The sequence below is a fragment of the Arcicella sp. GW822-FHT02H01 genome (genome assembly GCF_058802005.1).
Genome location: NZ_JBXANT010000001.1, coordinates 2,524,556 through 2,548,863, shown reverse-complemented (window position 1 = coordinate 2,548,863; position 24,308 = coordinate 2,524,556). Strand labels below are relative to the sequence as shown.

17 protein-coding genes are annotated in these 24,308 nt (G+C 36.5%); 9 read left to right on the top strand and 8 right to left on the bottom strand.

The genetic code is table 11. The annotated features are described in order from the left end of the window. Positions 1-2: 2 nt before the first annotated feature. Positions 3-1,055 carry an efflux RND transporter periplasmic adaptor subunit gene (locus AC1RNE_RS10935; RefSeq protein WP_492801007.1) on the bottom strand — a complete coding sequence of 351 codons (1,053 nt, stop codon included), beginning with the start codon at positions 1,053-1,055 and terminating at the stop codon, positions 3-5. Positions 1,056-1,371: 316 nt separating this feature from the next. Here AC1RNE_RS10935 and AC1RNE_RS10930 point away from each other — a divergent pair, with 316 nt between their 5' ends. The 3 genes from AC1RNE_RS10930 (at position 1,372) to AC1RNE_RS10920 (ending at position 4,651) form a co-directional block, all read left to right on the top strand. Then, positions 1,372-3,270: an SPFH domain-containing protein gene (locus AC1RNE_RS10930; protein ID WP_492801006.1), complete on the top strand. Its 1,899-nt coding sequence runs from the start codon at positions 1,372-1,374 to the stop codon at positions 3,268-3,270. A 189-nt stretch (positions 3,271-3,459) separates the two neighbouring features. Next, positions 3,460-3,936, top strand: coding sequence for a cytidine deaminase (locus AC1RNE_RS10925; RefSeq protein ID WP_492801005.1), 477 nt, complete (start codon positions 3,460-3,462; stop codon positions 3,934-3,936). 40 nt (positions 3,937-3,976) lie between these two features. Further along, on the top strand, positions 3,977-4,651 hold the full coding sequence (locus AC1RNE_RS10920; protein ID WP_492801004.1) for a TVP38/TMEM64 family protein: 675 nt from the start codon (positions 3,977-3,979) through the stop codon (positions 4,649-4,651). Between the two features lie 391 nt (positions 4,652-5,042). Here AC1RNE_RS10920 and AC1RNE_RS10915 read toward each other — a convergent pair whose 3' ends face one another. Next, entirely contained in the window at positions 5,043-6,104 is a 1,062-nt protein-coding gene (locus tag AC1RNE_RS10915) for a 2Fe-2S iron-sulfur cluster-binding protein (RefSeq protein WP_492801003.1), read from the bottom strand. Positions 6,105-6,356: 252 nt separating this feature from the next. On the opposite strand from AC1RNE_RS10915, the gene dacB reads away from it, so the two are divergent. Beyond that, a complete protein-coding gene (dacB, locus tag AC1RNE_RS10910) occupies positions 6,357-7,661 on the top strand; it encodes a D-alanyl-D-alanine carboxypeptidase/D-alanyl-D-alanine endopeptidase (protein ID WP_492801002.1) in 1,305 nt (434 codons plus the stop codon). Positions 7,662-7,666: 5 nt separating this feature from the next. On the opposite strand, the gene AC1RNE_RS10905 is transcribed toward dacB, so the two are convergent. Further along, complete coding sequence (locus AC1RNE_RS10905) at positions 7,667-8,512, bottom strand: LytR/AlgR family response regulator transcription factor (protein ID WP_492801001.1); 846 nt, start codon at positions 8,510-8,512, stop codon at positions 7,667-7,669. Between the two features lie 335 nt (positions 8,513-8,847). Beyond that, positions 8,848-9,996, bottom strand: a complete 1,149-nt coding sequence (locus AC1RNE_RS10900; RefSeq protein ID WP_492801000.1) for an acyl-CoA dehydrogenase family protein — start codon at positions 9,994-9,996, stop codon at positions 8,848-8,850. A gap of 172 nt (positions 9,997-10,168) precedes the next feature. Here AC1RNE_RS10900 and AC1RNE_RS10895 point away from each other — a divergent pair, with 172 nt between their 5' ends. Both AC1RNE_RS10895 and AC1RNE_RS10890 read left to right on the top strand, forming a co-directional pair. Then, the gene (locus AC1RNE_RS10895) at positions 10,169-10,942 is read left to right on the top strand and encodes an enoyl-CoA hydratase/isomerase family protein (protein ID WP_492800999.1); all 774 of its coding nucleotides are present in this window, start codon (positions 10,169-10,171) and stop codon (positions 10,940-10,942) included. 534 nt (positions 10,943-11,476) lie between these two features. Beyond that, positions 11,477-12,403 carry a helix-turn-helix domain-containing protein gene (locus tag AC1RNE_RS10890; RefSeq protein ID WP_309921905.1) on the top strand — a complete coding sequence of 309 codons (927 nt, stop codon included), beginning with the start codon at positions 11,477-11,479 and terminating at the stop codon, positions 12,401-12,403. A gap of 238 nt (positions 12,404-12,641) precedes the next feature. Here AC1RNE_RS10890 and AC1RNE_RS10885 read toward each other — a convergent pair whose 3' ends face one another. Continuing rightward, positions 12,642-14,708 (bottom strand): pseudouridine synthase, encoded by a 2,067-nt coding sequence (locus AC1RNE_RS10885; RefSeq protein ID WP_492800998.1) that lies wholly within the window; start codon positions 14,706-14,708, stop codon positions 12,642-12,644. A gap of 563 nt (positions 14,709-15,271) precedes the next feature. On the opposite strand from AC1RNE_RS10885, the gene AC1RNE_RS10880 reads away from it, so the two are divergent. Continuing rightward, entirely contained in the window at positions 15,272-17,260 is a 1,989-nt protein-coding gene (locus AC1RNE_RS10880) for a CHU_0125 family OmpA-like outer membrane integrity protein (RefSeq protein WP_492800997.1), read from the top strand. A gap of 55 nt (positions 17,261-17,315) precedes the next feature. Here AC1RNE_RS10880 and lon read toward each other — a convergent pair whose 3' ends face one another. After that, positions 17,316-19,802 (bottom strand): endopeptidase La, encoded by a 2,487-nt coding sequence (lon, locus tag AC1RNE_RS10875; RefSeq protein WP_492803629.1) that lies wholly within the window; start codon positions 19,800-19,802, stop codon positions 17,316-17,318. Between the two features lie 457 nt (positions 19,803-20,259). On the opposite strand from lon, the gene AC1RNE_RS10870 reads away from it, so the two are divergent. After that, a complete protein-coding gene (locus AC1RNE_RS10870) occupies positions 20,260-20,835 on the top strand; it encodes a DUF4136 domain-containing protein (protein WP_492800996.1) in 576 nt (191 codons plus the stop codon). Positions 20,836-20,981: 146 nt separating this feature from the next. Continuing rightward, complete coding sequence (locus AC1RNE_RS10865) at positions 20,982-21,836, top strand: hydroxymethylglutaryl-CoA lyase (RefSeq protein ID WP_492800995.1); 855 nt, start codon at positions 20,982-20,984, stop codon at positions 21,834-21,836. A 38-nt stretch (positions 21,837-21,874) separates the two neighbouring features. Here the strand turns inward: AC1RNE_RS10865 and AC1RNE_RS10860 are convergent, their stop codons facing one another. Beyond that, positions 21,875-23,251 carry an L-serine ammonia-lyase gene (locus tag AC1RNE_RS10860; RefSeq protein ID WP_492800994.1) on the bottom strand — a complete coding sequence of 459 codons (1,377 nt, stop codon included), beginning with the start codon at positions 23,249-23,251 and terminating at the stop codon, positions 21,875-21,877. A gap of 112 nt (positions 23,252-23,363) precedes the next feature. Further along, positions 23,364-24,236 (bottom strand): UbiA family prenyltransferase, encoded by an 873-nt coding sequence (locus AC1RNE_RS10855; protein WP_492800993.1) that lies wholly within the window; start codon positions 24,234-24,236, stop codon positions 23,364-23,366. Positions 24,237-24,308 lie beyond the last annotated feature (72 nt).

Below are 24,308 nucleotides of genomic sequence, written 5' to 3'. Positions count from 1 at the left end.
GACTACTGTTTTTTTACACTTCTTACTTTTACAGGTTTATCTGCACGAGCAAATAAAACGCCATCAACCACTACAGAATCTCCTTCGGTTAAGCCACTTGTAATTTCAACAACATCTTCTTTTCTAAAACCAGTCTCTACTACTACATAACTAGCTTTGCCGTCTTTTACAATGACCAATTTTTTCGTTTTATCATCTGGGATAATCGCATTGGTAGGAATCAAGATACTATTTTGTGCTGGGCCTGCACTAAAATATACCTTTGCAAAAGTACCAGGGTTGGCATTGCAGTTTGACAACAAGGCACGCACCAGTAAGTTACGGGTAGTTTGGTTGATTTGCGGTTCGCGGGCTACTACTACAGCTTTGCAACGACCGTCTCTTTGTCCTTCTACTTCAACCTCTACCACACTTCCTTTACGGATGAGTGGAGAGTATTCTTCAGGAACTGTAAAGTCAACTTTCAATTTATTTACTTGCTGAATGGTAGCAATGATAGTGGTAGCTGAAACAAAAGCTCCTAAACTTATCTGACGAAGACCAATCACACCCGTAAATGGTGCTTTCAATACAGTTTTATCGATTAACACTTGGGTATAAGCCAAATCTGCTTTTAGGCTATTTACTTGGTTCAAGGCAGTATCATATTCACCTTGACTAATACCATTAATTGATAAAAGCTTGCCTAAACGTTTTTCAGTTTTTTCGGCTAAATCGAGTAAGACCTTTGTTTTAGCGAGTTGAGCTTGTAAGTCAGCATCGTTGATTTTGGCTAATATCGTTCCTTGTGTTACAACGTTGCCTTCGGGAATATTAAGATAGGTAATACGACCACTCACTTCTGTGTGTAGTTCTACGAATTCATTGGCTATAATAGAACCGTTGGCTTCAACATTTGAGCTAATACTTTGCTTTTTTGCGATGATTACATCAACAATGGCAGGCTGATCTTCTTTTTTATTAGAGTCTTGTGGTTTCTTACTATGACAGCCAACCAATGCTAAACAGATTGAAGCCCCAACAGATACCATTGAGAGCGTATTTTTTTGCTTCATATTACGTATGTATGAATATTTTTTGCTATTCTAATTTTCTATAAAGTTACTTTATAATGTATATGCTTTTGTCCCGTCCTACTTCGTAATCTCAATATATTTCGACTAACTTAACCTTTTTATAGATAAGAGGAATAAATAACCCAATTAACTACGTTAAAGCAGGAATGTTTTGTAACATAAAATACCCTAAACCCATTTAAGCCACCGCCTAACCATTCTTCACAATTTGGGATATTCTGATACACTTTTTATCAAATTTGGTCCATGAACTTTAATATTTCAGTTCACAATTTAACCAAAATAAATATAAAAAATGGAAGTTCCTATTGCCACCGTTATTAGCATCGCAGTTCCTTTGCTTTGCTTAGTTTTCTACAAATTTATTTTTCGCTTGTTGGGCATCATTATTATTCCAGAAGACAAAATTGGGCTAGTTACCAAGAAATTCGTACTGTTTGGGGATAAGAAATCCTTACCAGAAGGACGAATCATTGCCACCGAAGGGGAAGCAGGTTATCAAGCAGAGCCCTTGGCACCCGGTATTTATTTTTGGTATTGGATTTGGCAATATGATATTAAACTTCAACCACTTACTATTATTCCAACAGGACAAATAGGATTGATTTTGGCAAAAGATGGGAGGGAACTTGAAACGGGTTCTATCCTTGCCAGAAAGATTGAATGTGATGGGTTTCAGGATACCGTATCGTTCTTGAAGAATGGTGGTAGAAAAGGACGACAAACAGCAGTAATCACGGCGGGGTCTTACAGGATTAATACCTTTTTGTTTGAAGTAGTCATCACAGACATTACTGAAATTCATGAAAACATGGTGGGCATTATCACTACCATGGATGGGGCATCAATTGAAGCAGGTCAGATAGCTGGTAAATCTATCGAAGGACATAATAATTTTCAAAATGCTGATGCATTCCTGAGTAAGGGCGGTAATAGAGGGCTACAGCAACAAGTAATTTTGGCGGGTTCTTATAACCTCAATCCTTGGTTTGTGAAAGTAGAAGAAATACACATGACCGAAATCCCGATTGGTAATGTAGGCGTAGTAATTTCTTATGTTGGGGAAGAAGGAATTGACGTTAGCGGTACAGAATTTAAACACGGTAACATTGTTTCAAAAGGCTATAAAGGTGTTTGGGCAGAGGCCTTTGGCCCAGGGAAATATCCTGTAAATACTTATGTACAGAAAATAGAAGTAGTACCCACGACCAATTTGGTGTTAAACTGGGCAAGTGCAAGGTCAGAATCACACCAATTGGATAAGAACCTGTCAACGATAACAGTTCGTTCTAAAGACGGTTTCCCTTTTAATTTAGATGTTTCGCAGATTATCCATATTCCCAACTACGAAGCCCCTAAAGTGATTGCCCGTTTCGGTAATATGAACAACCTCGTGAGCCAAGTATTGGAACCAACGATTGGTAATTATTTTAGAAACTCAGCACAAGATTCTGATGTGATTTCATTCCTAGGGTCAAGAAAAGAGCGTCAGGAAACCGCTAGAAGATATATTGCGGAAGTGCTTTCGCAATATAATGTAAATGCTGTAGATACTTTGATTGGTGATATCGTACCACCAGAATCATTGATGAAAACCCTTACTGACCGAAAATTAGCGGAGGAACAAAAAGTTACTTACGAAACCCAAAAGATGGCTCAAGAAACACGACAAGCATTAGAGAAAGAAACAGCCATTGCGGATATTCAGAAAGATATTGTTAAAGCTGACCAAGGCGTAGTGATTGCCGAAAGAGTAGCCGATGCGTCTGTGAAAAAAGCACAAGGTGAAGCCCAAAGTTTAAAACTACAAGCAGGAGCGGAGGCAGAAAGAGTGAGGGTGCAAGCAAGTGCGGAATCAGAACGTATCAAATTAATTGCGAATGCCGAAGCCGAAAAAATCAGTAAAACGGGTACTGCCGAAGCTGAAAAAATCTTGGCGATTGGTAAGGCCGATGCTGAAGCGTATAAATTGGCTGTTTCAGCAATGGGTGAAGGAAACTTTACGCAATTGAAAATCACTGAAAGCATCGGTAAAGAGAAAATAAAGGTAATGCCAGATATTTTAATTACGGGCGGTTCAAACGACCAAAACGGAGCCTTGAGTGGATTGTTAGGCTTACGATTGATGGAAGAAGTAGGCAAGAAAGTAGAGAAAACTTCAGCTGAAGTACTACCTGAAAAAGAGAATAAATAGTTAATAGATTCTGCCCCTAGATAAACCCGTAGGAATTTCTCTACGGGTTTGATTTTTTTAGTTAAGTATAACTACTGTTTTTAAATAACTAAATTATCTTTTCGATAATATTATGAACTATTCTAAAGCCTTTTTTCGTTATAGCTTTCCCATCTAAAAAACTAATGAAAATATACCGAATAAACTGATATGCAGAAACTTAATTTGACAATTACCCTCGAAACGTACAACAATGATACAGAACTATCTGTACAGGAAAACAAACTTTTGAACGAAGCCCGAAAAGCTACCTATAAATCGTATGCTCCTTACTCTAATTTCCATGTTGGTGCCGCCATTTTGTTAGATGATGATACCATCGTAATGGCGAATAATCAAGAAAATGCTGCCTTCCCTTCTGGTTCTTGTGCAGAACAATCGGCTATATTTTGGGTGGGTGCCAACTATCCAGAACGTACAATTAAATCCATTGCTGTGATAGCTCGCCCGGGAAAAGGTGATGTATTCAGAGGGGTTTCTCCCTGTGGTGCTTGCCGACAGGCGATGTTGGAATACGAAGTTCGTCAAAAAGAACCCATTCGCTTTATCATGTTGGGTGCAAACAACCAGATATTGGTGACAGAGTCTATTGGAGATTTACTACCCATAAAATTTACTGATTTCTAAGTTCTTTGTAGAATGACTAGTCGGTATCTATCTTTGTGAAATGTTAGATTTTCTCCAGAAAAATACGTTTTCTATTATATATACTTTCTTTTTGGGTCTAATGCCCATTTTTGCTAGTTCCAGTATTAGTTATTGGCTGATTACGCATGAACAAGCAGTGCAACAATTCACAATATTGCAATGGGTATTAGTATACGTTGCCTCATGTTTTAGCATGGCTTTTGCCCTTACGCCTACTACGTTTATTGCGTTGCTAAGTGGCTATTTTTTAGGCTGGAATGCTTTTATCCCCATTGCTATTAGCTATTGGATAGCATCCTACTTAGGTTTTAATGTTGCCAAACTAATTGATGGTGGAAGATTCTTAAGTAAAATCTCTGAAAAGCCCAAAGTAAGAGAGATACTTGACAATCTTCAAAAAGATGAATTCAAGATTATTTTATTAGCTCGACTATCGCCTGTTTTGCCCTTTGCAGTTACCAATGTATTGTTCTCTTTTTCGGGAACAAAGTTGAAAAATTTTCTTACGGCAGGCTTCCTTGGTATGTTGCCTCGTACAATCCTTTCCATCTGGCTAGGAACACAAGCACAGGAAATCCGTAAACTAATAGAACACCCAAGTCAGGGAAGTAGCATTCAGTTTGTCATTTTTGGATTAATATTGGTGTCTATGTTGGGGCTGGGATATTTCATTAAAAAGGCAGTTAAGCGCTAAGCTGTCAGCTTTCGGAAGTCGGCAATCGGATTTCAGCTATTGAAAAAGTCAGCGGTTATCAGCGTTTTTAAATCTCCGAAAATCAGCGGGTAAAAAAAGCAATCGGATTTCGGAAGTCGGCTATCGAAAAAATCAGCAGTTATCAGCGTTTTTAAATCTCCGAAAATCAGCGGGTAAAAAAAGCAATCGGATTTCGGAAGTCGGCTATCGAAAAAATCAGCAGTTATCAGCGTTTTTAAATCTCCGAAAATCAGCGGGTAAAAAAAGCAATCAGCTTTCGGAGGTCGGCTTTCAGATGAAAAAATGAGTATAAAATAAAAAGGTTGATATTGTAAGCACCAATCGCTTCTAATATCAACCTTTTAAAAATTATATGAGCTAGTTGTATAACCTATTCAACCTCAATAACAACCCCAGCCGTTTTTGGGTGAGATACACAAGTAAGAATATAACCTTGTTTAATTTCCTTCTCCGTAAGTCCGTCTTCTTCGTCCATGTGTACTTTTCCAGCCACACATTTACCTAAACAAGCAGTACACATCCCTGCCTGACACGAATAGGGCAGATCAATATCTTCACGCAAGGCAGCCTCCAGAATCGTTTCATGTGGTTTTACCAATACTTGATAGTCAGTGCCCTCGTATTGAATCGTTACAGTTTGTGCCTTGATAGAATCGTCTTCTTCCTCCACAAGTATTTCATGCGAGCCTACACTTCCAAAATGTTCTTTATGAATACTGTCAGTAGGTACATTAAACATCTTCAAAGCATTTTCTACCTGTTCCATCATGCCTTCTGGTCCACATAGATAATATTCTGCTTTGGCAATATCAATAGCAAGGTCTTGCTTCAAGAAAATTACTGCAGATGCTTGATTGATACGTGTTTTATAGCCCGTCCAAGTATAAGAAGGCTTCGTGAGTATGTGTAATACTTTGAAACGACCTTCATATTTTAGCTCTAATTCGATTAACTGTTTTCTGAAAATAATATCTTCCTCACTTCTTGAACCATATACCAAATACACTTTTGAGCCTTGTTCCACAGGTAAAACAGATTTCAGAATAGACATCAAAGGCGTAACTCCAGACCCACCACCAAAAAGCACGATAGTACGTTCTTTCATCGGGTTTGGTTCAACCACAAAATGCCCCATCGGTTCCATCACCTCGATAGCATCACCTACTTTTACTGAATCGCACAAGTAATTAGATACCAAGCCACCAGGTACACGCTTTACAGTTACCGCAATAGAAGCATCTTTATTAGGCGAACTTGACATTGAGTAACTTCTACGTACTTTTTGTCCATCAATAACAGGAATTAACGTAAGGAATTGACCAGCTTTGTAACTAACAGATTGATGTACAGGGTGCCAAAAAGTAAAGGTTTTTGTATCGGGCGTTTCGTCGATGATTTCTTTTACTGTGAGATGAAAATATTTTACAGACATTTTATGATTACGAAATATTTTTTATGGAATAATATTAATCTAATTAGATAACGAAAATTTAGTCTAGGAGTTTTACCAAGACTAAGTTATAGCACTACAAAGGTAATGAAGAAAATACTTTTGGACACATTCTAGACTGAGAATCACACAAAACAATATATCATACTTTATGATTTTGGTGTAGGAAAAATGTGTATTTTCCGTTGATTTCCTCAATGTTATCAGTATAATCCCTAAAATTATTTGATGTTTATGAAGAGTTTCCTTACCTGTTTGATGTTTTTGGTAGTTGTTATTTCTTTTTCGTGTAGTACTAGCAAAGTACAGATGAAATCCACGGCTCGACTAATTCAGCAATCAGAAGTGTTTTCTCAAAACCAAACAGGTGTTGTTTTCTATGATATAACCGAACAAAAGACTGTATTTGAACAAGAGGCAAATCGTTTTTTTATGCCTGCTTCCAATACCAAGCTCTTTACTTTTTATGCTAGTCTAAAAACCTTGGGAGATTCTATTCCTGCTTTTCATTATCAAGTTACTGGCGATTCTTTAATTGTTTGGGGAACGGGAGACCCATCTTTCCTTCATCCAGATTTAGCCAAAAGCAAAGTATATGACTTTTTGAAAAGTCGCCCTGAGAAAATTTACTTTTCTAATGATAATTTTACAGGTTCATTTTTGGGGCAAGGCTGGGCTTGGGATGATTTTAATGATGATTATGCGGCTGAAATATCAGGATTTCCTATTCATGGGAATGTTGTCAGATTCAAAGTGAAGGAACAAAATACATTGAGTGTATCACCAAAATTCTTTGAAAATAAAGTGTACGACTGGTCGAACACCAATAGCTTTTCTATTCAGCGTGACCTTGGAGCTAATTTGTTTAGTCATCCAAGCCTTCAAAAAATGAAACCCACTTTTGAACAAGATGTACCCTTCAAAACGGGCATAGATATTACTGTTGCCCTATTGAGCGATACATTAAAAAAAGAAGTGACTTTGATTAATAAAGCCTTGAATAAATCTGCCAAAACATTTTATAGCCTTCCCGCAGATAGTTTATACAAAAGGATGTTGCATGTAAGTGATAACATGATTGCAGAACACCTAATGGTACTCAATGCAGATGCTTTGACGGGAGAGTTGAATGTAAGCAAAGGGATTGATGCCGTGAAAAAGAAATTTATGACAGATTTACCAGATGTTTCAAGATGGGTAGATGGCTCTGGACTTTCACGTTATAACTTGTTTACACCAAGAAGTATCGTGAAATTATTGCAAAATATTTATTTGATTGTACCACAGGAAAGACTTTTTCAGCTTTTACCAGCTGCTGGAAAATCGGGTACGTTGAAAAGTTTATCGTCTACTGAAAAGCCCTTCATTTTTGCCAAATCGGGTTCTTTTAGCAATAACTACAATTTGAGTGGTTACTTGGTTACTAAAAAAGGTAAAGTGTTAATTTTCAGTATTATGAATAATAGTTTTATGAAGCCTATGTCAGAGATTAGAAAAGAAGTAAGTAAAATTCTGACGGAAGTACACGAGAAAAACTAAGTGTATTACTTCAATTCATAGACAATCTGAGAATATCTGCGGGCTACAGGAATGACAAAATTGCTTTCAGTAAGGTGCAATTTATAGCCTTGAGCATTCCCCGAAACACGTTCAACTTTGTCGAGATTAACGATAAAGGAGCGATGACAACGAACAATTTGTTTTTGTTGTGTCTGGCTTTCTAAACGTGTTAAGCTACTTCTAATCAAATCTTTTTTGAAATCATCATTTTGTTTAAATACCACGGTAGAATAGTTATCGCTTGATTCTATGTAATAAAACGAATCAGTATGCATCTGAATTTTATCTTTTCCATTTTCAGCAATTAGGTTTATTTCATCTGATTCATCATGTATTGCGTGTTTTTCGGGGAGATGACTAGGTTGCGGAGGTTTGCTATATTGTTTTAAATAATAAATATAGTTGATTAAAATAATACCTGTGGCAGGAAAAACGCCCAACACAAGCGTGTAAATAATCATGGAAACCAAACTCAGTAGGTTAAAGCCATTGTTGATAAAATATTGAGAGTAAAGGATATTAATAGCTGTAATTGAACAGATATTTAGCGCTACCATGAATATCTCTCTCCCGACAGTCCACTGTTCTTCTTGAAAAAACTTTGGGAAAAGCCTTTGAATGCCAAAATAGATAAAAAGCATCATTGTGGTAGTAATAATGCCGAAACCTGATAGCAATAATGCTTTCTGGGTGCTATGCCAATTGGCAATACCAAAAGGTTCGAAAAAAATTAGGAAAAACGTAATAAAAATACCTGCTCCGAACGACAAAAAAAGCTTGCGTCTAGTAGAGTCGTTATGCGGATAGGGTTGTCTAAGAATCTTTAACATTTGTAATAGAATCAATTACGGTTTAGTTGTTAATTAATCTATTACAAAATTAAGAAGAAGAAAGGCTAAATTATTGCGAGGCAGGAATAATACTTACAATATGTGTGGGAATTATATTTGGTTAATATCCAAAAAACAATATTTCCTTTCGAAAGACCTTACTTTTCTTGTCTTGAAACAAGAAAAGTAACAAAAGAAATTCAAGAAATTCCAAACTCGCTCCACTCAAACAGTGGAATTTCACTAAATGCAGATGCCTGAATAATATTTTTGTTGAGATATAATTCTTAAATATTATTCCCTGCATCCGAAAGATGGATACAGGGAATATTTGATTATATAATAGGATATTCTTTTAATACCTCTCTGGCGATTACAATTTTTTGAATTTCGGATGTTCCTTCGCCAATGGTACATAGCTTGGCATCACGATAGAATTTTTCAACAGGAAAATCTTTGGTATAACCATACCCACCAAAAATTTGTACAGCATCTGTTGCTACCTCTACGGCTACTTCCGAAGCATAAAATTTTGCCATAGCGGCCTCTTTGGTCAAATGCGTGCCTTCCATTTTAAGGTCGGCTGCATGGTGGGCCATCAATTCTGCTCCATGAATTTTAGTCGCCATTTCTGCCAATTTAAAACTGATGCCTTGAAAATTGGCAATAGCCTGCCCAAATTGTTGGCGTTCTTGTGCATAACGGGCAGCAGCAGCCATCGCACCTTTGGCAATGCCCAAAGAAAGCGCAGCAATGGAAATTCTACCACCATCTAAAATCTTCATGGCTTGTTTAAAACCCTCGCCTTCATTTCCTAAGCGGGCAGATGATGGTACAATACAATCTTCCAAAATCACCTCGGCCGTTTCAGAAGCACGCATACCCAATTTATTTTCTTTCTTGCCAAATTTCAACCCAGGGTTTGAACGTTCTACAATAAAAGCGGTAGCATTGTCTTTTGTTCCAGACTCTCCAGTACGTGTCATTACAACGACTACATCGCTCGATTTACCGTGTGTAATCCAGCATTTAGCACCATTGATGATATAATTATCTCCTTCGCGACGAGCCACACACTGCATTCTGGCAGAGTCAGAGCCTGTATTGGCTTCTGTTAAAGCCCAAGCACCGATAAAATTACCAGAAGCCAACTGTGGCAAGTATTGCTTTTTTTGAATTTCTGACCCAAATTGTAAAATATGATTGGTACACAGTGAATTATGAGCAGCAACTGACAAGCCGATTGAGCCACAAACTTGTGCGATTTCATCGATAATAGCAACGTATTCGTGGTAGCCTAAACCTGCTCCTCCATATTCTTCGGGGACTAGTACGCCTAAGAAACCTTGTTTACCCAATTGTTTCATCAATTCAATCGGGAAAGTCTGGGCTTCGTCCCATTCCATGATATGGGGTCTTATTTTACGTTCGGCAAATTCTTTGGCAGTTTGTCGGACTAACGTTAATTGTTCTGATTTGTACATTTTTAATGTTAAATTGTTTGTTGAGATTCTTTGAACGAGACTAAACTATGCTTTTTAATCATAATTTTTTATGTTAAAAAACTAGTATGATATAAAATTATTCCTTTAAATATTTGTAATTTAATGATAGTTAAATAGAAATAGTACTGTAATATCTAAAAATAATTTTATTATGCAAGAGCCTAAAATGCATAGCATTAGGATAGAGCCACTAGGATTGGGTGTGGTAAAGCTAGTGTTTGGTAATCCGCCTACTAATTCAATGTCTATTGTACTTTTGGAAGAATTGGCAATAGCCATAGAAAACTTAGGAGAACAAGAGGAAGTACAAATCATTATTCTGCAAAGTGAAGGAGAGAGAACTTTTTGTTCGGGGGCAGATTTTCATGAATTGATGGCAATCAATGATCGAGATACTGGAAAAATATTTTTTACAGGTTTTGCAAAAGTGATCAATGCTTGTAGAAAATCTCCTAAAATAATTATTGGACGCATCCAAGGAAAGGCTATCGGAGGAGGAGTAGGCCTAGCAGCTACTACTGATTATTGTTTTGCGACAAAGTTTGCCGCCATCAAATTAAGTGAACTAACCATAGGAATAATTCCTGCTGTGATTGAACCTGCTGTTGAACGAAAAATTGGACTTTCCTCATTTGCTACATTGGCGTTGAATGCTACAGATTTTTTTTCGGCTAACTGGGCAAAAGAAAAAGGCTTATTTATGGAGGTATTCGAAACGGTAGAAGAAATGGACAAAGCCATCATTGAGTTGGCAACACGCCTAGCATCCTACAATCCAGCAGCACTAACAGCATTAAAAAAAATCTTTTGGAAAAATACAGACCATTGGGATACACTTTTAGAGGAAAGAGCAGAAATCAGTGGAAAACTTGTACTAAGTAGTTTTACTAAGCAGACCTTGAAAACCTTTGCACAGAAGCATTGATTATGACTAAGCTCTAAATAGTATAATTTGAAGGCTGGATAGTTTTATGATAAGCAAAGTAAATATTATCAGTTTTTAGCTTTGTATATATGTGCGATTTTATACCTATTAAATGCCTTTTTCGATAAGAAATATTACTTAGTTTTAAACTTCCAATTATTTAAAAATAATTACTCAAAGCTTTCTGGAATCTTCGGTAATTTTTTGTAATATTTGAAGAAGAAATATGACTTAGTTTTCGTAAAAATCGCAAGTTCTTTCTATAGTTATAGTGTTTTCAAGAGCATCATTTTTTAAAAAAATAATTGTTTTTATAGAAATCCCCTAAAACTCCAAATATTAAATTTTAAAAAAAAAATCTGTAAAATTTTCAATTCTTAGGATATTACAATAAATTTGAATAGCGGAACTATTTTACCGTAAAATAATTATATAAGACTTTTTTACATTTAATTTTGGAATTTTACATGGATTTATTAGTTTTGTCCAAAATTAAATGCTCTATAATTCCAATTACCCAAATTACGATGCAAAATGGAAGATTATAATAAGATAATAGAATCGCTCGGCGTGAAGTTTATTAAGTCACGTAACATTAGAATATTACAACCTATCCGTATCAAAAACTTTTATGATGTAGAAAATACACTCTTGATTTTGTACAACGGTGAGGTTTCTTTTGGTGAAGAGGCTATCCATGCAGAGGTTGGCGACATGCTTTTTATCCCTGGAGGTAAGATGCTTTCGATAACGTATGGTAGTGCTGATAAACCAAAGGCTATTTCAAATGAAGAATTTATGACTCACAGAGAGTCTTATTTTGAATATAACCTTGAACCATCAAGAATTGGCCAAATCGAAAACTCTTTCGGGATGGTTGCTTTTGAAGCAAAAGTTTTTGATTCGGTAAACTTCTTTACTTCTTTAGATATTCCTCCATTCTTAATCAAAAGAGACGACAAACTAGCACACATGCTAGCGGAAATTTTGAAAGAAGATATGACGGATATCCTTGGAAAAGGACGTGTTATTAAAATAAAAACGGAAGAGATTGTTATCGAAATTATTCGTTACATCATCAAAAACCGTTTATTTGTTGAACAATTAGCAACAAACAGTACTTATTTCAAAGATCCACGCTTAATAGACATCTTTGCTTATATCAAAGATAATATCGGAGGAGATTTGTCAAATAAAGTATTAGCAAACGTTGCAAACGTTTCTGAAGACTACGTTGGGCAATATTTCAAGATGTTGACAGGTATCAATCCACAAGATTATATCGAATATCAAAGAATGGAAGCTGCCGTAGGTTTGTTAAGAACTTCTAAGAAATCTATCCGTGCCATCGGTGCTGATGTAGGTTATAAAGATACTGCATACTTCTGTCGTCGTTTCAAAATGATGTTTGGTATTCCAGCAGGAAAAATGAGACGCAGAGAGTCGTTAATGAATTTGTAGTAAGGAGCTTTCGGTCTTCGGATGTCAGCTTTCGGCTTTAAGTCTTTGCTTTAGCAAGTTTTATAAAAATTGTTTTGATATTAAAAAAGCTGCTGAATCTCAGTAGCTTTTTTGATGCCAGAATTTTACAGCAAAATAAAAGCTCTGTAGAAATATATTCCACAGAGCTTTTAACGTGATTTTATAAATAGAACTCGAAAATAAAGCTGAAAGTCGACATCCGAAGTCCGAAAGCTATCTATTTAAAAAACTTCAATTTTACTACTTCTCTTTCTGACAAGAAACGCCAAGTTCCTCTTGGTAAATCTTTTTTGTCTAAGCCAGCAAAAGTAGTTCTGTCAAGTTTCAATACTTCGTATCCTAATGATTCAAAAATACGTCTAACAATTCTATTACGACCCGAGTGGATTTTGATACCTACTACCATTCCATCTGGCGTAACAATTCCTAAATCATCCGCTTTGATTTCACCGTCTTCTAAGGTAATACCTCCTTTAATTTTCTCGAAATGCTCTTGTGTTAAAGGCTTATCCAATTCTACTTGGTATAATTTTTCGATTTCGTTTGAAGGGTGAGTCAATTTATCGGCTAATTCACCATCATTTGTTAACAATAATAAACCTGTCGTGTTTCTATCCAAACGACCTACAGGGTAGATACGTTCTTCACAAGCATTTTTCACTAAATCCATTACTGTTTTACGGTCGTTAGGGTCTTCAGTCGTTGTGATAAAATCTTTAGGTTTGTTTACCAATACATAAACCATTTTCTCACGATTCAACTTTTTACTGCCGTACTTAACAATATCACCTGGTTTTACTTGGTAGCCCATTTCAGTAACTACCGCACCATTTACTCTGATTTCACCCGCTTTGATTAAATCATCAGCTTCGCGACGAGAACAAACACCAGAGTTAGCGATATAACGATTCAAACGTACTTCTAATGATTGCTTCTCTGATTTTTCAATCAATTTCTGCACTTTTTTAGGAGCAGCGTCTTTGTATTTATCAAGCTTGTAGCTTGGCGTCCATTTATCAGACTGTTCTACAGGTCTGTGTGCTTTAAATAGATTGTCGCCTCCAAAATTTGCTTTGGCTGAACCAAATGTTTTTTCGGGTCTTTCGCTTCTACTTTTTTTTTCAAAACTTCCTGCATCTGGGCGTGGTTTGTTAAAGTCTCCTTTATCAAATCTTTTGCCAACAGGTTTTCTTTTATCTACAAACTCTTTACGTTCAAAAGCTGGTTTATCACCTTGTGGTTTGAAATCACGACGCTCTGAGTTAAATTCTCTTTTTTCACCTTGTGGTTTGAATTCACGACGTTCACCAGAATTAAACTCTCTTCTTTCACCTTGTGGCTTAAACTCACGACGCTCACCAGAATTAAATTCTCTTCTTTCACCTTGTGGTTTGAAATCACGACGCTCTGAGTTAAATTCTCTTCTTTCGCCTTGTGGTTTAAATTCACGACGCTCACCAGAATTAAACTCTCTTCTTTCACCTTGTGGCTTAAACTCACGACGCTCACCAGAATTAAATTCTCTTCTTTCACCTTGTGGTTTGAAATCACGACGCTCTGAGTTAAATTCTCTTCTTTCGCCTTGTGGTTTAAATTCACGACGTTCACCCGAATTAAATTCTCTTCTTTCGCCTTGAGGTTTGAATTCACGACGTTCACCTGAGTTGAATTCTCTTCTTTCACCTTGTGGTTTGAAATCACGGCGTTCACCCGAGTTAAACTCTCTTCTTTCACCTTGTGGTTTGAACTCACGGCGTTCACCCGAGTTAAACTCTCTTCTTTCACCTTGTGGTTTGAACTCACGACGTTCACCCGAGTTAAACTCTCTTCTTTCACCTTGTGGCTTAAATTCACGACGCTCTCCTGAGTTGAATTCTCTTCTCTCACCTTGTGGTTTGAACTCACGACGCTCTCCTGAGTTGAATTCTCTTCTCTCACCTTGTGGTTTGAACTCACGACGTTCACCTGAGTTGAATTCTCTTCTCTCACCTTGTGATTTGAACTCACGACGTTCACCTGAGTTGAATTCTCTTCTCTCACCTTGTGGTTTAAAATCACGACGTTCGCTAGAATTAAACTCTCTTCTTTCGCCTTGTGGTTTAAAATCACGGCGTTCTGAGCTAAACTCTCTTTTTTCACCCTGTGGTCTGCGTTCTGCATCACCTCCGTAAGTCCTTCTTGCAGGTACTTCACGTCCTAATTCGCGGCTTAACTCGTCTTTTCTTTCACGAGTTTGTTGTCTTCTTTCGAAGCCCAAATCTTCTTTTTCGATTCGCTTTCTCATTGTTAATTTTATCAACGATTTTAGAAATATTGTCTGTTCTAAATCGTAGATGTCTTAGTTAAAATATTGCAACATCACTGCTGTAAAATAAATTTTTTAAGCTGCTTACTAGCAAGATAAAATATCAATAAATAAAAAATAAGTTATTCACTTTCAGAAACTTAAATACTGCCTTTTAGTAAAAGGCTCGCAAAGGTACAATAAATTTTATATTTTAGATACTTATTAAAGTACAAATTTTTAAATATTTTTTTCGATGATTTTTTTAGCAGCATTTATAGGTAAATCATAGCGTGTTTTTAGATAAAAGAGACGGCTCGTTGAGTTGATTTTATAGATTTTAGTTTGCTTTGATTAGGCATGCTAAATTAAAATCTATTAAGTACAATCATTTTAGACAAAAACTCGTTTATAAAATGGTTATATTTACCGTAATGCTGAATGTTTTCAGTTTTATATTAATACCAAGCAAAGACAATAATTAAAGTTGAAACTTAGTAATGAGCTAAAGGCGCAGATACGAGTTTCTCAGGTTAATCAAATCAATTCTCTTAAAGAAAACTATGCAAAAATTTCGTCAACTTATATCTCTTTTCGCAGCGGTTATCTTGTTGAATAGTTGTAATTCAGCACTACAATCGTTTAAAAAAGGTCAGAAAAAATTTGACAATGGTGAATACGAACTAGCCATTAAAGAATTACAAAAGGCATCTGCAGCAAATTACGAATTGGGTAAAACAAATTATTTAATTGCTGAGTCATATAGATTATCCAATCGCGCGATTCTCGCAGGTGAATATTACGAAAAAGCCTTAGCTGCTGGAAGTAGAGAAAATGATTTACGCTATCATTTAGCGACTACTCAGAAAATGCAGGGTAAATACCAAGAAGCTGCCCAAAATCTAGAGAAATATCTTTCTGGCGTGCCTAGTAAAATATATAAAAACAAAGCACAGGCAGAAATAGACCAGCTAGAAGAAGTAGAAGCTTTAGCCAATAAAAAAACGTATATTGAATTAAAACCGTTGAATATCAATTCTACAGGAGCAGAATTTGCACCCATTATTCAAGGAAATGATTTGATTTTTACGGCTTCACGCAAAGATATTATCTATAAAAATAATGGCTTGCCTTATTTAGGCTTATACAGAGCTTCGCTGAACAGTCCAACAGAATTAGGAAACCCTTCGCTTTTTAGCACCACAATCTTTAAAAATAATGCGAATGAAGGAACACCAACATTTTCAAAGGATGGTAAAATGATGGTATTTGCTAGAGGAAATGCAGGAAAGCGTTCGGACGAATCACCAGATGTTGATTTATACATTTCAAAAAATATAGATGGCGTTTGGACAGAACCCGAAATTATTTCAGTGTCAGATTCGTTGGCGTGGGATGGTTGTCCGTCTTTCTCGGCAGATAATAAAACACTTTATTTTGGCTCGAACCGTGCTGGTGGAAAAGGAGGAATAGATTTGTACCGTGCTAATATTGACAATGCAGGAAGATTCGGCAGAGCTATCAATCTAGGGGGTGATATTAATACTGCTGGCGATGAAATGTTCCCTTATGTTTCTGCGGATGGAAAATTATATTTCTCTTCAGATGGACATGCAGGACTAGGCGGTTTAGATTTATTTGTGGCTGTTCGTAAAGATGGAGAAATCACGGTAGAGCATTTAGGGATTCCATTAAATTCCCGTTTTGATGATTTTGGGTTAGTAGCAATTGATTCTACAAAAGGATATTTTGCCTCAAACCGAGATTCAGGAAAAGGAGACGACGATATTTATTATTACGAAAATACCCAGCCTGATAAAAAGTACGATGTACCAGTAATTGCTAAAGAAACGCCTAAAAAGAAAATTATCCGTTACTTTTTGGCAGGAAGTATTACCGATATGAATAATCAACCACTTGATGAAGTAAAAGTGGCAATTATTGATAATTCAACCAACCAAGCCATTGATGAAATTTATACCAAAGCAGAAGGTAAGTTTGGTAAGGTAAAAATGGAAGAAGATAAATCTTATACGATTGTAACTGAAAAGAATGGTTACTTTACCAAACGTGAACCCTTTACGATGGTGGGAAAATCAATTCCTTTAGAACTGTTAACCAAAGCGGAAACAGATACTACTTTCTATGCAACGATTAAATTAGATAAGCCAGAAGTAGGAAAAGAGATTACGAAAATCTTCCAAATCGCTCCGATTTATTATGATTTAGATAAAGCTAATATTAGAAGTGACGCTTCGCCAGAATTAGATAAAATTGTACAAATCTTAAACGATAATCCAACGATTAAATTAGAATTAGGTTCGCATACTGACTCCAGAGCAACAGCAGAATATAATGCTAAATTATCGCAACGAAGAGCAGATGCAGCAGTAGCCTATATCATTTCAAAGGGAATCGCTCCAGCCAGAATTGTAGCGAAAGGTTATGGTGAAAGTCAGTTAGTAAACAAATGTGCTGATGGTGTAACCTGTACGGAAGAAGAACATCAGTTAAATCGTAGAACAGAATTTAAAGTGTTGTCGGTGAAGTAATAACAGACTATTAACTAAAAAAGCGGAAGATGTAAGTCTTCCGCTTTTTTTATGACTAATTCAATACTACCTCTCGTTTGTCTTCTGGAAAAATAAAATTAATTGGTTTCGAAACCTTTTCTTCCATCAAAGCAATCTGTAATACTTCATCAACCATATCCACATAGTGGAAAGTAAGGTCTGAAATATAAGAAGGAGTTATTTCTTCAATGTCTTTTCTGTTTTTATGACATAAAATAATCTCTTGAATACCTGCACGCTTTGCAGCCAGAATTTTCTCTTTAATACCACCTACAGGCAATACTTTGCCACGAAGCGTTACTTCGCCAGTCATCGCCAAATGAGGTCTTACTTTACGCTGTGTTAAAGCCGAAGCAATAGACGTTGTCATGGTAATACCAGCCGACGGGCCATCTTTAGGCACTGCACCTGCTGGAACGTGAACATGGAGATTGTAGTTATCAAAAATTCTGTAATCTATTCCATAATCATCAGCATGTGCTCTGAGGTACGAAAGTGCCGCCATGGCAGATTCTTTCATCACATCACCCAACTGACCAGATAAAGTAATACCACCTTTCCCACGATTCAGGATTGATTCTATGAATAAAATATCTCCGCCAACGGGTGTCCAAGCCAAGCCTGTTACTACACCAGCAGTATCGTTGGTTTCGTATAAATCTTTATCAAAATACTCTTGTCCTAACAACTTCACAACCTCCTCGGGTTTGATGACCTTCGGATATTCTTCTTGCATGGCAATTGATTTCGTGACTTTACGAATCAATTTACCCACTTGTTGTTCTAATTTTCTTACACCAGACTCTCGGGTATACCCTTCAATTAGCTTCTGTAAAGCTGCATCTGTAATAGTTAACGTCTTGTTTTCTAAACCGTGCTCTTCTTTTTGCTTAGGGACAAGGTGTTTTTTGGCAATCTGCACTTTCTCTTCCATTGTATAACCACTGATGTCAATGATTTCCATACGGTCGCGAAGAGCAGGGTGGATACTATCCAATGAATTGGCAGTAGCGATGAACAATACTTTAGATAAATCGTATTCTATCTCTAAGTAATTATCCATAAAAGCATTGTTTTGCTCTGGGTCTAGTACCTCTAATAAGGCAGAAGACGGGTCGCCACGGTGGTCTGAACCAACTTTGTCAATTTCATCTAATATAAAAACAGGGTTAGCAGAGCCAGCCTTTTTAATATTCTGAATCAATTTGCCTGGCATAGCACCGATATAGGTTTTACGATGCCCTCTGATTTCAGATTCATCATGTAAACCACCCAAGGCCATTCTGATATATTTTCTACCTAATGCTTTCGCAATAGATTTTCCTAACGAAGTCTTACCAACCCCCGGAGGGCCATATAAACACAAAATTGGGGCTTTCATATTGCCCTTCATTTTTAATACGGCTAGGTATTCGATAATTCTTTCCTTTACTTTTTCAAGACCAAAATGGTCAAAGTCAAGTACCTTTTGTGCTTTCTTAAGGTCGAAATTATCTTTTGTAATATCATTCCAAGGTAAATCAACTAGTAATTCTACGTAGTTCATTAACATCGGATATTCAGCCGACATAGAATTGGTACGTTGTAATTTTGCTAGCTCTTTCTGGAAATGGTCAGATACTTCCTTACTCCATTTTTTATTAACGCCTTTTGCCCTGATTTTATCAAGTTCGGCCTCAGGACTATCAACGCCCAATTCCTCTTGTAAAACCTTTATTTGCTGACGTAAATAATAATCACGTTGTTGCTGGTCTATATCACTACTTGCCTTACTTTGAATTTCCCTTTTGATTTCCAATAAATCAATATCAGTCATCATCAATTCAAGTAATTTTCTGGCTTGGTCTAGTCCATTAATTGTTTCTAATAATTGTTGCTTTTCGGCTAATTCGGCATTTACATTAGCAGACAAAAAGTGAATTAAGAAACTAGGAGATTCGATATTATCCAAGGCAATTTGGGCTTCGCGAGGAATCTCAGGGTTTAAGAATAATATTCTCGAAGCCATTTCACGCAAAGACTGAATCAATGCTTTGTTTTCCTTATTGAGTTTAGCAGGTAAATTATCTTCTAAATAATTTACTTTGGCAATCAAATTCGGTTCAGTTTTAATATAGTTTTGAACTTCAAAGCGTTTACGTCCCTGAACAATAATAGTAGTATTGCCACCCGGCAAAACAATCATTTTAATGATATGTGCTACCGTTCCTATTTTATACAAGTCTTCGCCTACAGGTTCTTCTTTATTAGGATTTGCCTGTGTAACTACGCCAATTGTTCTATTTCCTTTGTAAGCTTTTTTTACAAGCCTAACAGATTTTTGTCTTCCTACAGTAATAGGGATTACCATTCCAGGAAATAAAATAACATTTCGGATTGGTAATATTGGTAATTCGTCGGTAAGTTTTCCAAGTTTTTCATCATCAACTCCTTCCGACCCAAGGGGAATTAGTTCTATGCCATCGAAATCAGAAATCTCGGCAAGTTTAAGATTATTTAAAAAGTTTTTATCTAGACTCATATTATGTGTTATGCAAATTTGGAAATAAGTAATAGTACGGTGTAGTTCATGGGTATTTATATAAGTAAAGTAAGCGGAGAATAGTTTAAGAATATTAAAATGACTATTTCCAAATTCAAATGGATATACTGCCACAATGACAGAAGTCATAAAATTACACTTAAAAGTTATACAATCAAATTTGATTTATTAAACGGTCAAACCTTATGCCAATTGACATATTGGCATAAGCATTAGTACGCATTATTAGTTTTTAGGTATAATTTTTTACTCATTTTACACAAAGTATAAGCAAACGTTTATGCTTAAAGACTAAATATAAATTAATAACGTTATTAAAGAAAAGAAAACAAATATTTAACATTCGATATTGACAAGCATAATTTGCCTATGAAATAATAGTACTCATTTGGAAATCCAGATATACTTAATATTTAACCGCATATTTCCTTGTACAATGAAAACGATTTTAAAATGCTTCGCTTTGGCTATTCTATTTGGAGCAAGTAGTTGTAGCCCATCCCTGACGGTTCGCTCTGACTACGACCATCAAGTTAATTTTTCACAGTACCATACTTATGGCTTTTATACACCACCGATGTCACAGAATGATGCCGTAATGGGTAGTCAACTAATGTTAAAACGCATGACAAAGGCAATGGAGGGGGAGATGGATAGTAGGGGATATAAAAGGGATGATAAGAACCCTGATATTTTAATCAGTTTTTCAACAGATGCTCAGAATATGCAATCTGTACAGTCGAGTACGGTAGCACCGATGTGGGGAAGTAGATATAGTTATGGAGGAAGTGTTTCTTCGCGTAATTATGAAGAAAATAGAATCATCATTAATCTATTGGATGGTAAATCAAAAGATATGATTTGGCAAGGCTATGCAAAAGGAGAAGTCAATAATCGTAAGAAAGACCGAGAGTTGCTAGTTAACGAAATTATAAATAAAATAATGGCGGACTATCCAAACCGCGCAGGGTATGATAATATGGATGCAATAGCCAAAAGAAAATCTTATTAATAATGAATACCTAACCACTTTTACAGGATCCCGATTCAGCAATGGACGGGATTTTTGTTTTTTTGATATTCACCAAGAAATTCTTTATGTTTAGTTCCCTAAAACAATCTAAGCCATTGTTGAATATTTTCAGCATGGAACCTAACATGAAAACAATTAAATTAATAGAATGCCCACGCGATGCCATGCAAGGCTGGGAAAGGCAAATTCCTACAGCACAGAAGATTGTCTACTTAAAGCAATTACTGGAAGTAGGTTTTGATACCCTTGATTTTGGGAGTTTTGTTTCGCCCAAAGCCATTCCGCAAATGGCAGATACAGAATTGGTGTATCGTGCCTTAGAGGAACATCATTCGTCTACTAAACTATTGGCAATTATTGCTAACCTACGTGGAGCAGAAAAAGCCGTTACTTTTGAAAGAATTGAATACCTAGGTTTTCCTTTTTCTATTTCAGAGACTTTTCAACAACGCAATACTAATATTTCAATAGAAGAAGCTTTTAAGATAGTAGAAGCCATTCAAGCACTTTGTTTAAAAAACAATAAAACATTAGTCGTTTATTTTTCAATGGCCTTTGGCAATCCGTATGGCGATGTTTATAATACTGAAATTGTAGCATTTTGGACAAAGAAAATGGCGGATATAGGCATTAATATCATTGCCCTTTCGGATACTGTTGGCTTGGCTGATAGTTCAATTATTTCGAGCCTATTCAAAGACTTGATTATAGCATACCCGACCATAGAATTTGGAGGACATTTCCATGCCCGTGCAGATACTTGGTTGCCTAAAATCAAAGCGGCTTACGAAGCAGGCTGTACTCGTTTTGATGGTGCTATCGGAGGTTTTGGAGGTTGCCCAATGGCGGAAGATGAATTAGTTGGCAATATCAATACCCAAAACTTGATAGAGTATTTCAAAAGCCAGTCGATAGATTTGGGAATAGACTTATCTGCTTTTAATAAAGCGGTTCAGCAAAGCTGGGAGGTTTTTGTATAGTATTCGCTGAATTTTTTAAAGCAATTCAGCGAATATTATCAACACTCCGTAGCACTTAAAGCCAACCCTGCTTCAGAGGTTTCCTTGTACTTTTTAGACATATCCTTGCCCGTAGCTTTCATTACTTTAATGACGCTGTCAAAAGAGATTTTTTGCAGAGAGCTATCTCCAGAGGTAGCCAATAGAAAAGCATTGTAAGATTTTACCGCTCCCATCGCATTACGCTCAATACAAGGAATCTGTACATAGCCACCAATAGGGTCGCAAGTCATCCCTAAATGGTGCTCTATACCAATTTCAGCAGCTGATTCCATCGCATTGATATCTTTGGTAGCACAGTAAGTAAGCATGGCTGCGGCCATGGCGGATGCCGTACCGATTTCGCCCATACAGCCCATTTCTGCACCCGAAATACTGGCATTGTGTTTTACCAAAAAGCCAACGGCTGCGGCTGCCCACATGCCATCACGCATAAGCGAGGCTGAATAATGAAAATGATTTTTTATGAGATAAGTAATCCCCGGAATTACGCCAGATGCACCCGACGTAGGAGCAGTGACGACAATATTCCCAGCGGCATTTTCTTCAGATGCTGCCAAACAATAAGCATTTAAGAAAATCAAAAAGCTATCACTCGTAATCGCTAGATTCTTAGCACGCTCATAGAGTAAAGGTGCTTTTCTGCGTAGTTTGATAGTCCCTGGCAATACTCTTTTATCTTTCAATCCTCGTTTTACAGCTTTATGCATAAAGTCTAAAATGCCATCTACTTTTTGCTCAATTTCTTTCTTTGAAACGCCTGTCAAAGCCATTTCATTGGCCATCATCATTTCGGTTAGGGAAATCTTTTCACGATTTAAATGAGCCTTCAATTCCTTCATACTAGTGTATGGGTAGGGCGGATTAATGGCATTTTTTGCAGATTGTTTTTCTCCCTTGCGATAAATGAATCCTCCACCAATGGAATAATATTCATGTTCAAGAAGTATGGTTGATTCATCTTTCAATTTCAACACCATCGTGTTGGCGTGTGGAGAGTCGTATTTACCTCTTTCAAAGTGAAAATTATCAGCATTTACAGCAATAAGGTGGTCGTGAAACTTGACAGGATATTTATCATCAGGATTTTTTAATATTTTCAAGAATTTCACTGGGTCGCAAGCATCAGGTTTCCAACCTAATAAGCCCGCAATGATGGCCCTGTCTGTTCCATGTCCTTTTCCTGTGGCACTGAGTGAGCCATATAAATAAATTTCGATTTGTAGCGTGTCTGAAATAAGGGATGTAGGTAAACGATTGATTTCTGTTAAGAAATCGTATGCGGCTTTCATCGGGCCAATTGTATGTGAACTTGATGGACCAGGACCAACTTTGAATAAATCAAAAATGGAAGTAGTAATAGCTTGGGAATACATAGTTTGCTGAAGTAATATTTATGGCTTAAATATACATCTTTTTAGTAGTCATTAGTATATATTCCTATTATCTGGTAAGTCAGAAGAGAAAGTTTATGCAAAATAAATCGCCTTAATGATTACTTAAAAACAGTAAGATGAAAAAGACGTTTAGGCAAATTGACCCTAAGAAATTAAGTTGCATCGTATGTTTATAGTCGGCAAGTCTTTCGTCCTTAAGAACTTTCAAAAACCAAATATTGAAGAAGATTAATACGGGAGCCATTACGACTAAGTAAACGATAAAGGCAGGGAATTGAAAAATTTGTTGTGTTTGGAAAAAATAGAAAAACCCAATGGTAACTAATAGAAAAATTCCTGCTGTAAATATAAAAGTGCCACGGATACCCAATAATCTGCTCATAGTCAGGTCGCCTCGTTTAGCATCTTCTTCGTGTTGATAGATTTGGGTCATGGGATAGAAACCTAATAGATTGAAGCTACTCAATAAGGCAGGGAATAAATATTTCTCTTGAAATAAATTCTCAAGTGGAAGCTCGTCGATTGCTTGGATAACAGTTAAATAAGTAAATGCTCCTTGAAAAATACCGACAGTAAGCCAACTAAGGATGGGGTATTTTTTTAGTCGGATTTTATCGTTAGAATACGCCTTAGAAATACTGCTATAAATGAATAAAGCACAGGCTAGTACCCAACCAGATAGGAAGTAAGCAATAATTATCGCTAGAATATCCAATGCCCAAGCGACATAGAATAATTCTTTGCTGACAGGAGGAGGATTTTCTAGTCCCCCAATCGAACCTTCATCTTTATCGTAATAACTATTATAAGCATTAGAGGCAGGATAAATCAATAAATGGAGCAGGAAGAAAACTCCGATACTGATACCTAAATGGGTATTACTCGTTTGGCTCAAGGCGAACCAATAAACAGGCATAAGGAAAAAAGAAAACGGAATCCTGAGATGCAAAATAATATTTTTCATGTTAATCTTTTTGATTTTTTACCCGCAGATATTGGAGATTGATAACGCAGATTTACGCTGACAAATATTATC

Coding starts and splice junctions, on each gene's coding strand:
- AC1RNE_RS10920 (WP_492801004.1), top strand. CDS start 3,977: ATGTTAGATTTTCTCCAGAAAAATACGTTTTCTATTATATATACTTTC.
- AC1RNE_RS10935 (WP_492801007.1), bottom strand. CDS start 1,055: ATGAAGCAAAAAAATACGCTCTCAATGGTATCTGTTGGGGCTTCAATC.
- AC1RNE_RS10880 (WP_492800997.1), top strand. CDS start 15,272: ATGCAAAAATTTCGTCAACTTATATCTCTTTTCGCAGCGGTTATCTTG.
- AC1RNE_RS10895 (WP_492800999.1), top strand. CDS start 10,169: ATGCAAGAGCCTAAAATGCATAGCATTAGGATAGAGCCACTAGGATTG.
- AC1RNE_RS10905 (WP_492801001.1), bottom strand. CDS start 8,512: ATGTTAAAGATTCTTAGACAACCCTATCCGCATAACGACTCTACTAGA.
- AC1RNE_RS10860 (WP_492800994.1), bottom strand. CDS start 23,251: ATGTATTCCCAAGCTATTACTACTTCCATTTTTGATTTATTCAAAGTT.
- AC1RNE_RS10855 (WP_492800993.1), bottom strand. CDS start 24,236: ATGAAAAATATTATTTTGCATCTCAGGATTCCGTTTTCTTTTTTCCTT.
- AC1RNE_RS10870 (WP_492800996.1), top strand. CDS start 20,260: ATGAAAACGATTTTAAAATGCTTCGCTTTGGCTATTCTATTTGGAGCA.
- AC1RNE_RS10915 (WP_492801003.1), bottom strand. CDS start 6,104: ATGTCTGTAAAATATTTTCATCTCACAGTAAAAGAAATCATCGACGAA.
- AC1RNE_RS10930 (WP_492801006.1), top strand. CDS start 1,372: ATGGAAGTTCCTATTGCCACCGTTATTAGCATCGCAGTTCCTTTGCTT.
- AC1RNE_RS10925 (WP_492801005.1), top strand. CDS start 3,460: ATGCAGAAACTTAATTTGACAATTACCCTCGAAACGTACAACAATGAT.
- AC1RNE_RS10900 (WP_492801000.1), bottom strand. CDS start 9,996: ATGTACAAATCAGAACAATTAACGTTAGTCCGACAAACTGCCAAAGAA.
- dacB (WP_492801002.1), top strand. CDS start 6,357: ATGAAGAGTTTCCTTACCTGTTTGATGTTTTTGGTAGTTGTTATTTCT.
- AC1RNE_RS10885 (WP_492800998.1), bottom strand. CDS start 14,708: ATGAGAAAGCGAATCGAAAAAGAAGATTTGGGCTTCGAAAGAAGACAA.
- AC1RNE_RS10890 (WP_309921905.1), top strand. CDS start 11,477: ATGGAAGATTATAATAAGATAATAGAATCGCTCGGCGTGAAGTTTATT.
- AC1RNE_RS10865 (WP_492800995.1), top strand. CDS start 20,982: ATGAAAACAATTAAATTAATAGAATGCCCACGCGATGCCATGCAAGGC.
- lon (WP_492803629.1), bottom strand. CDS start 19,802: ATGAGTCTAGATAAAAACTTTTTAAATAATCTTAAACTTGCCGAGATT.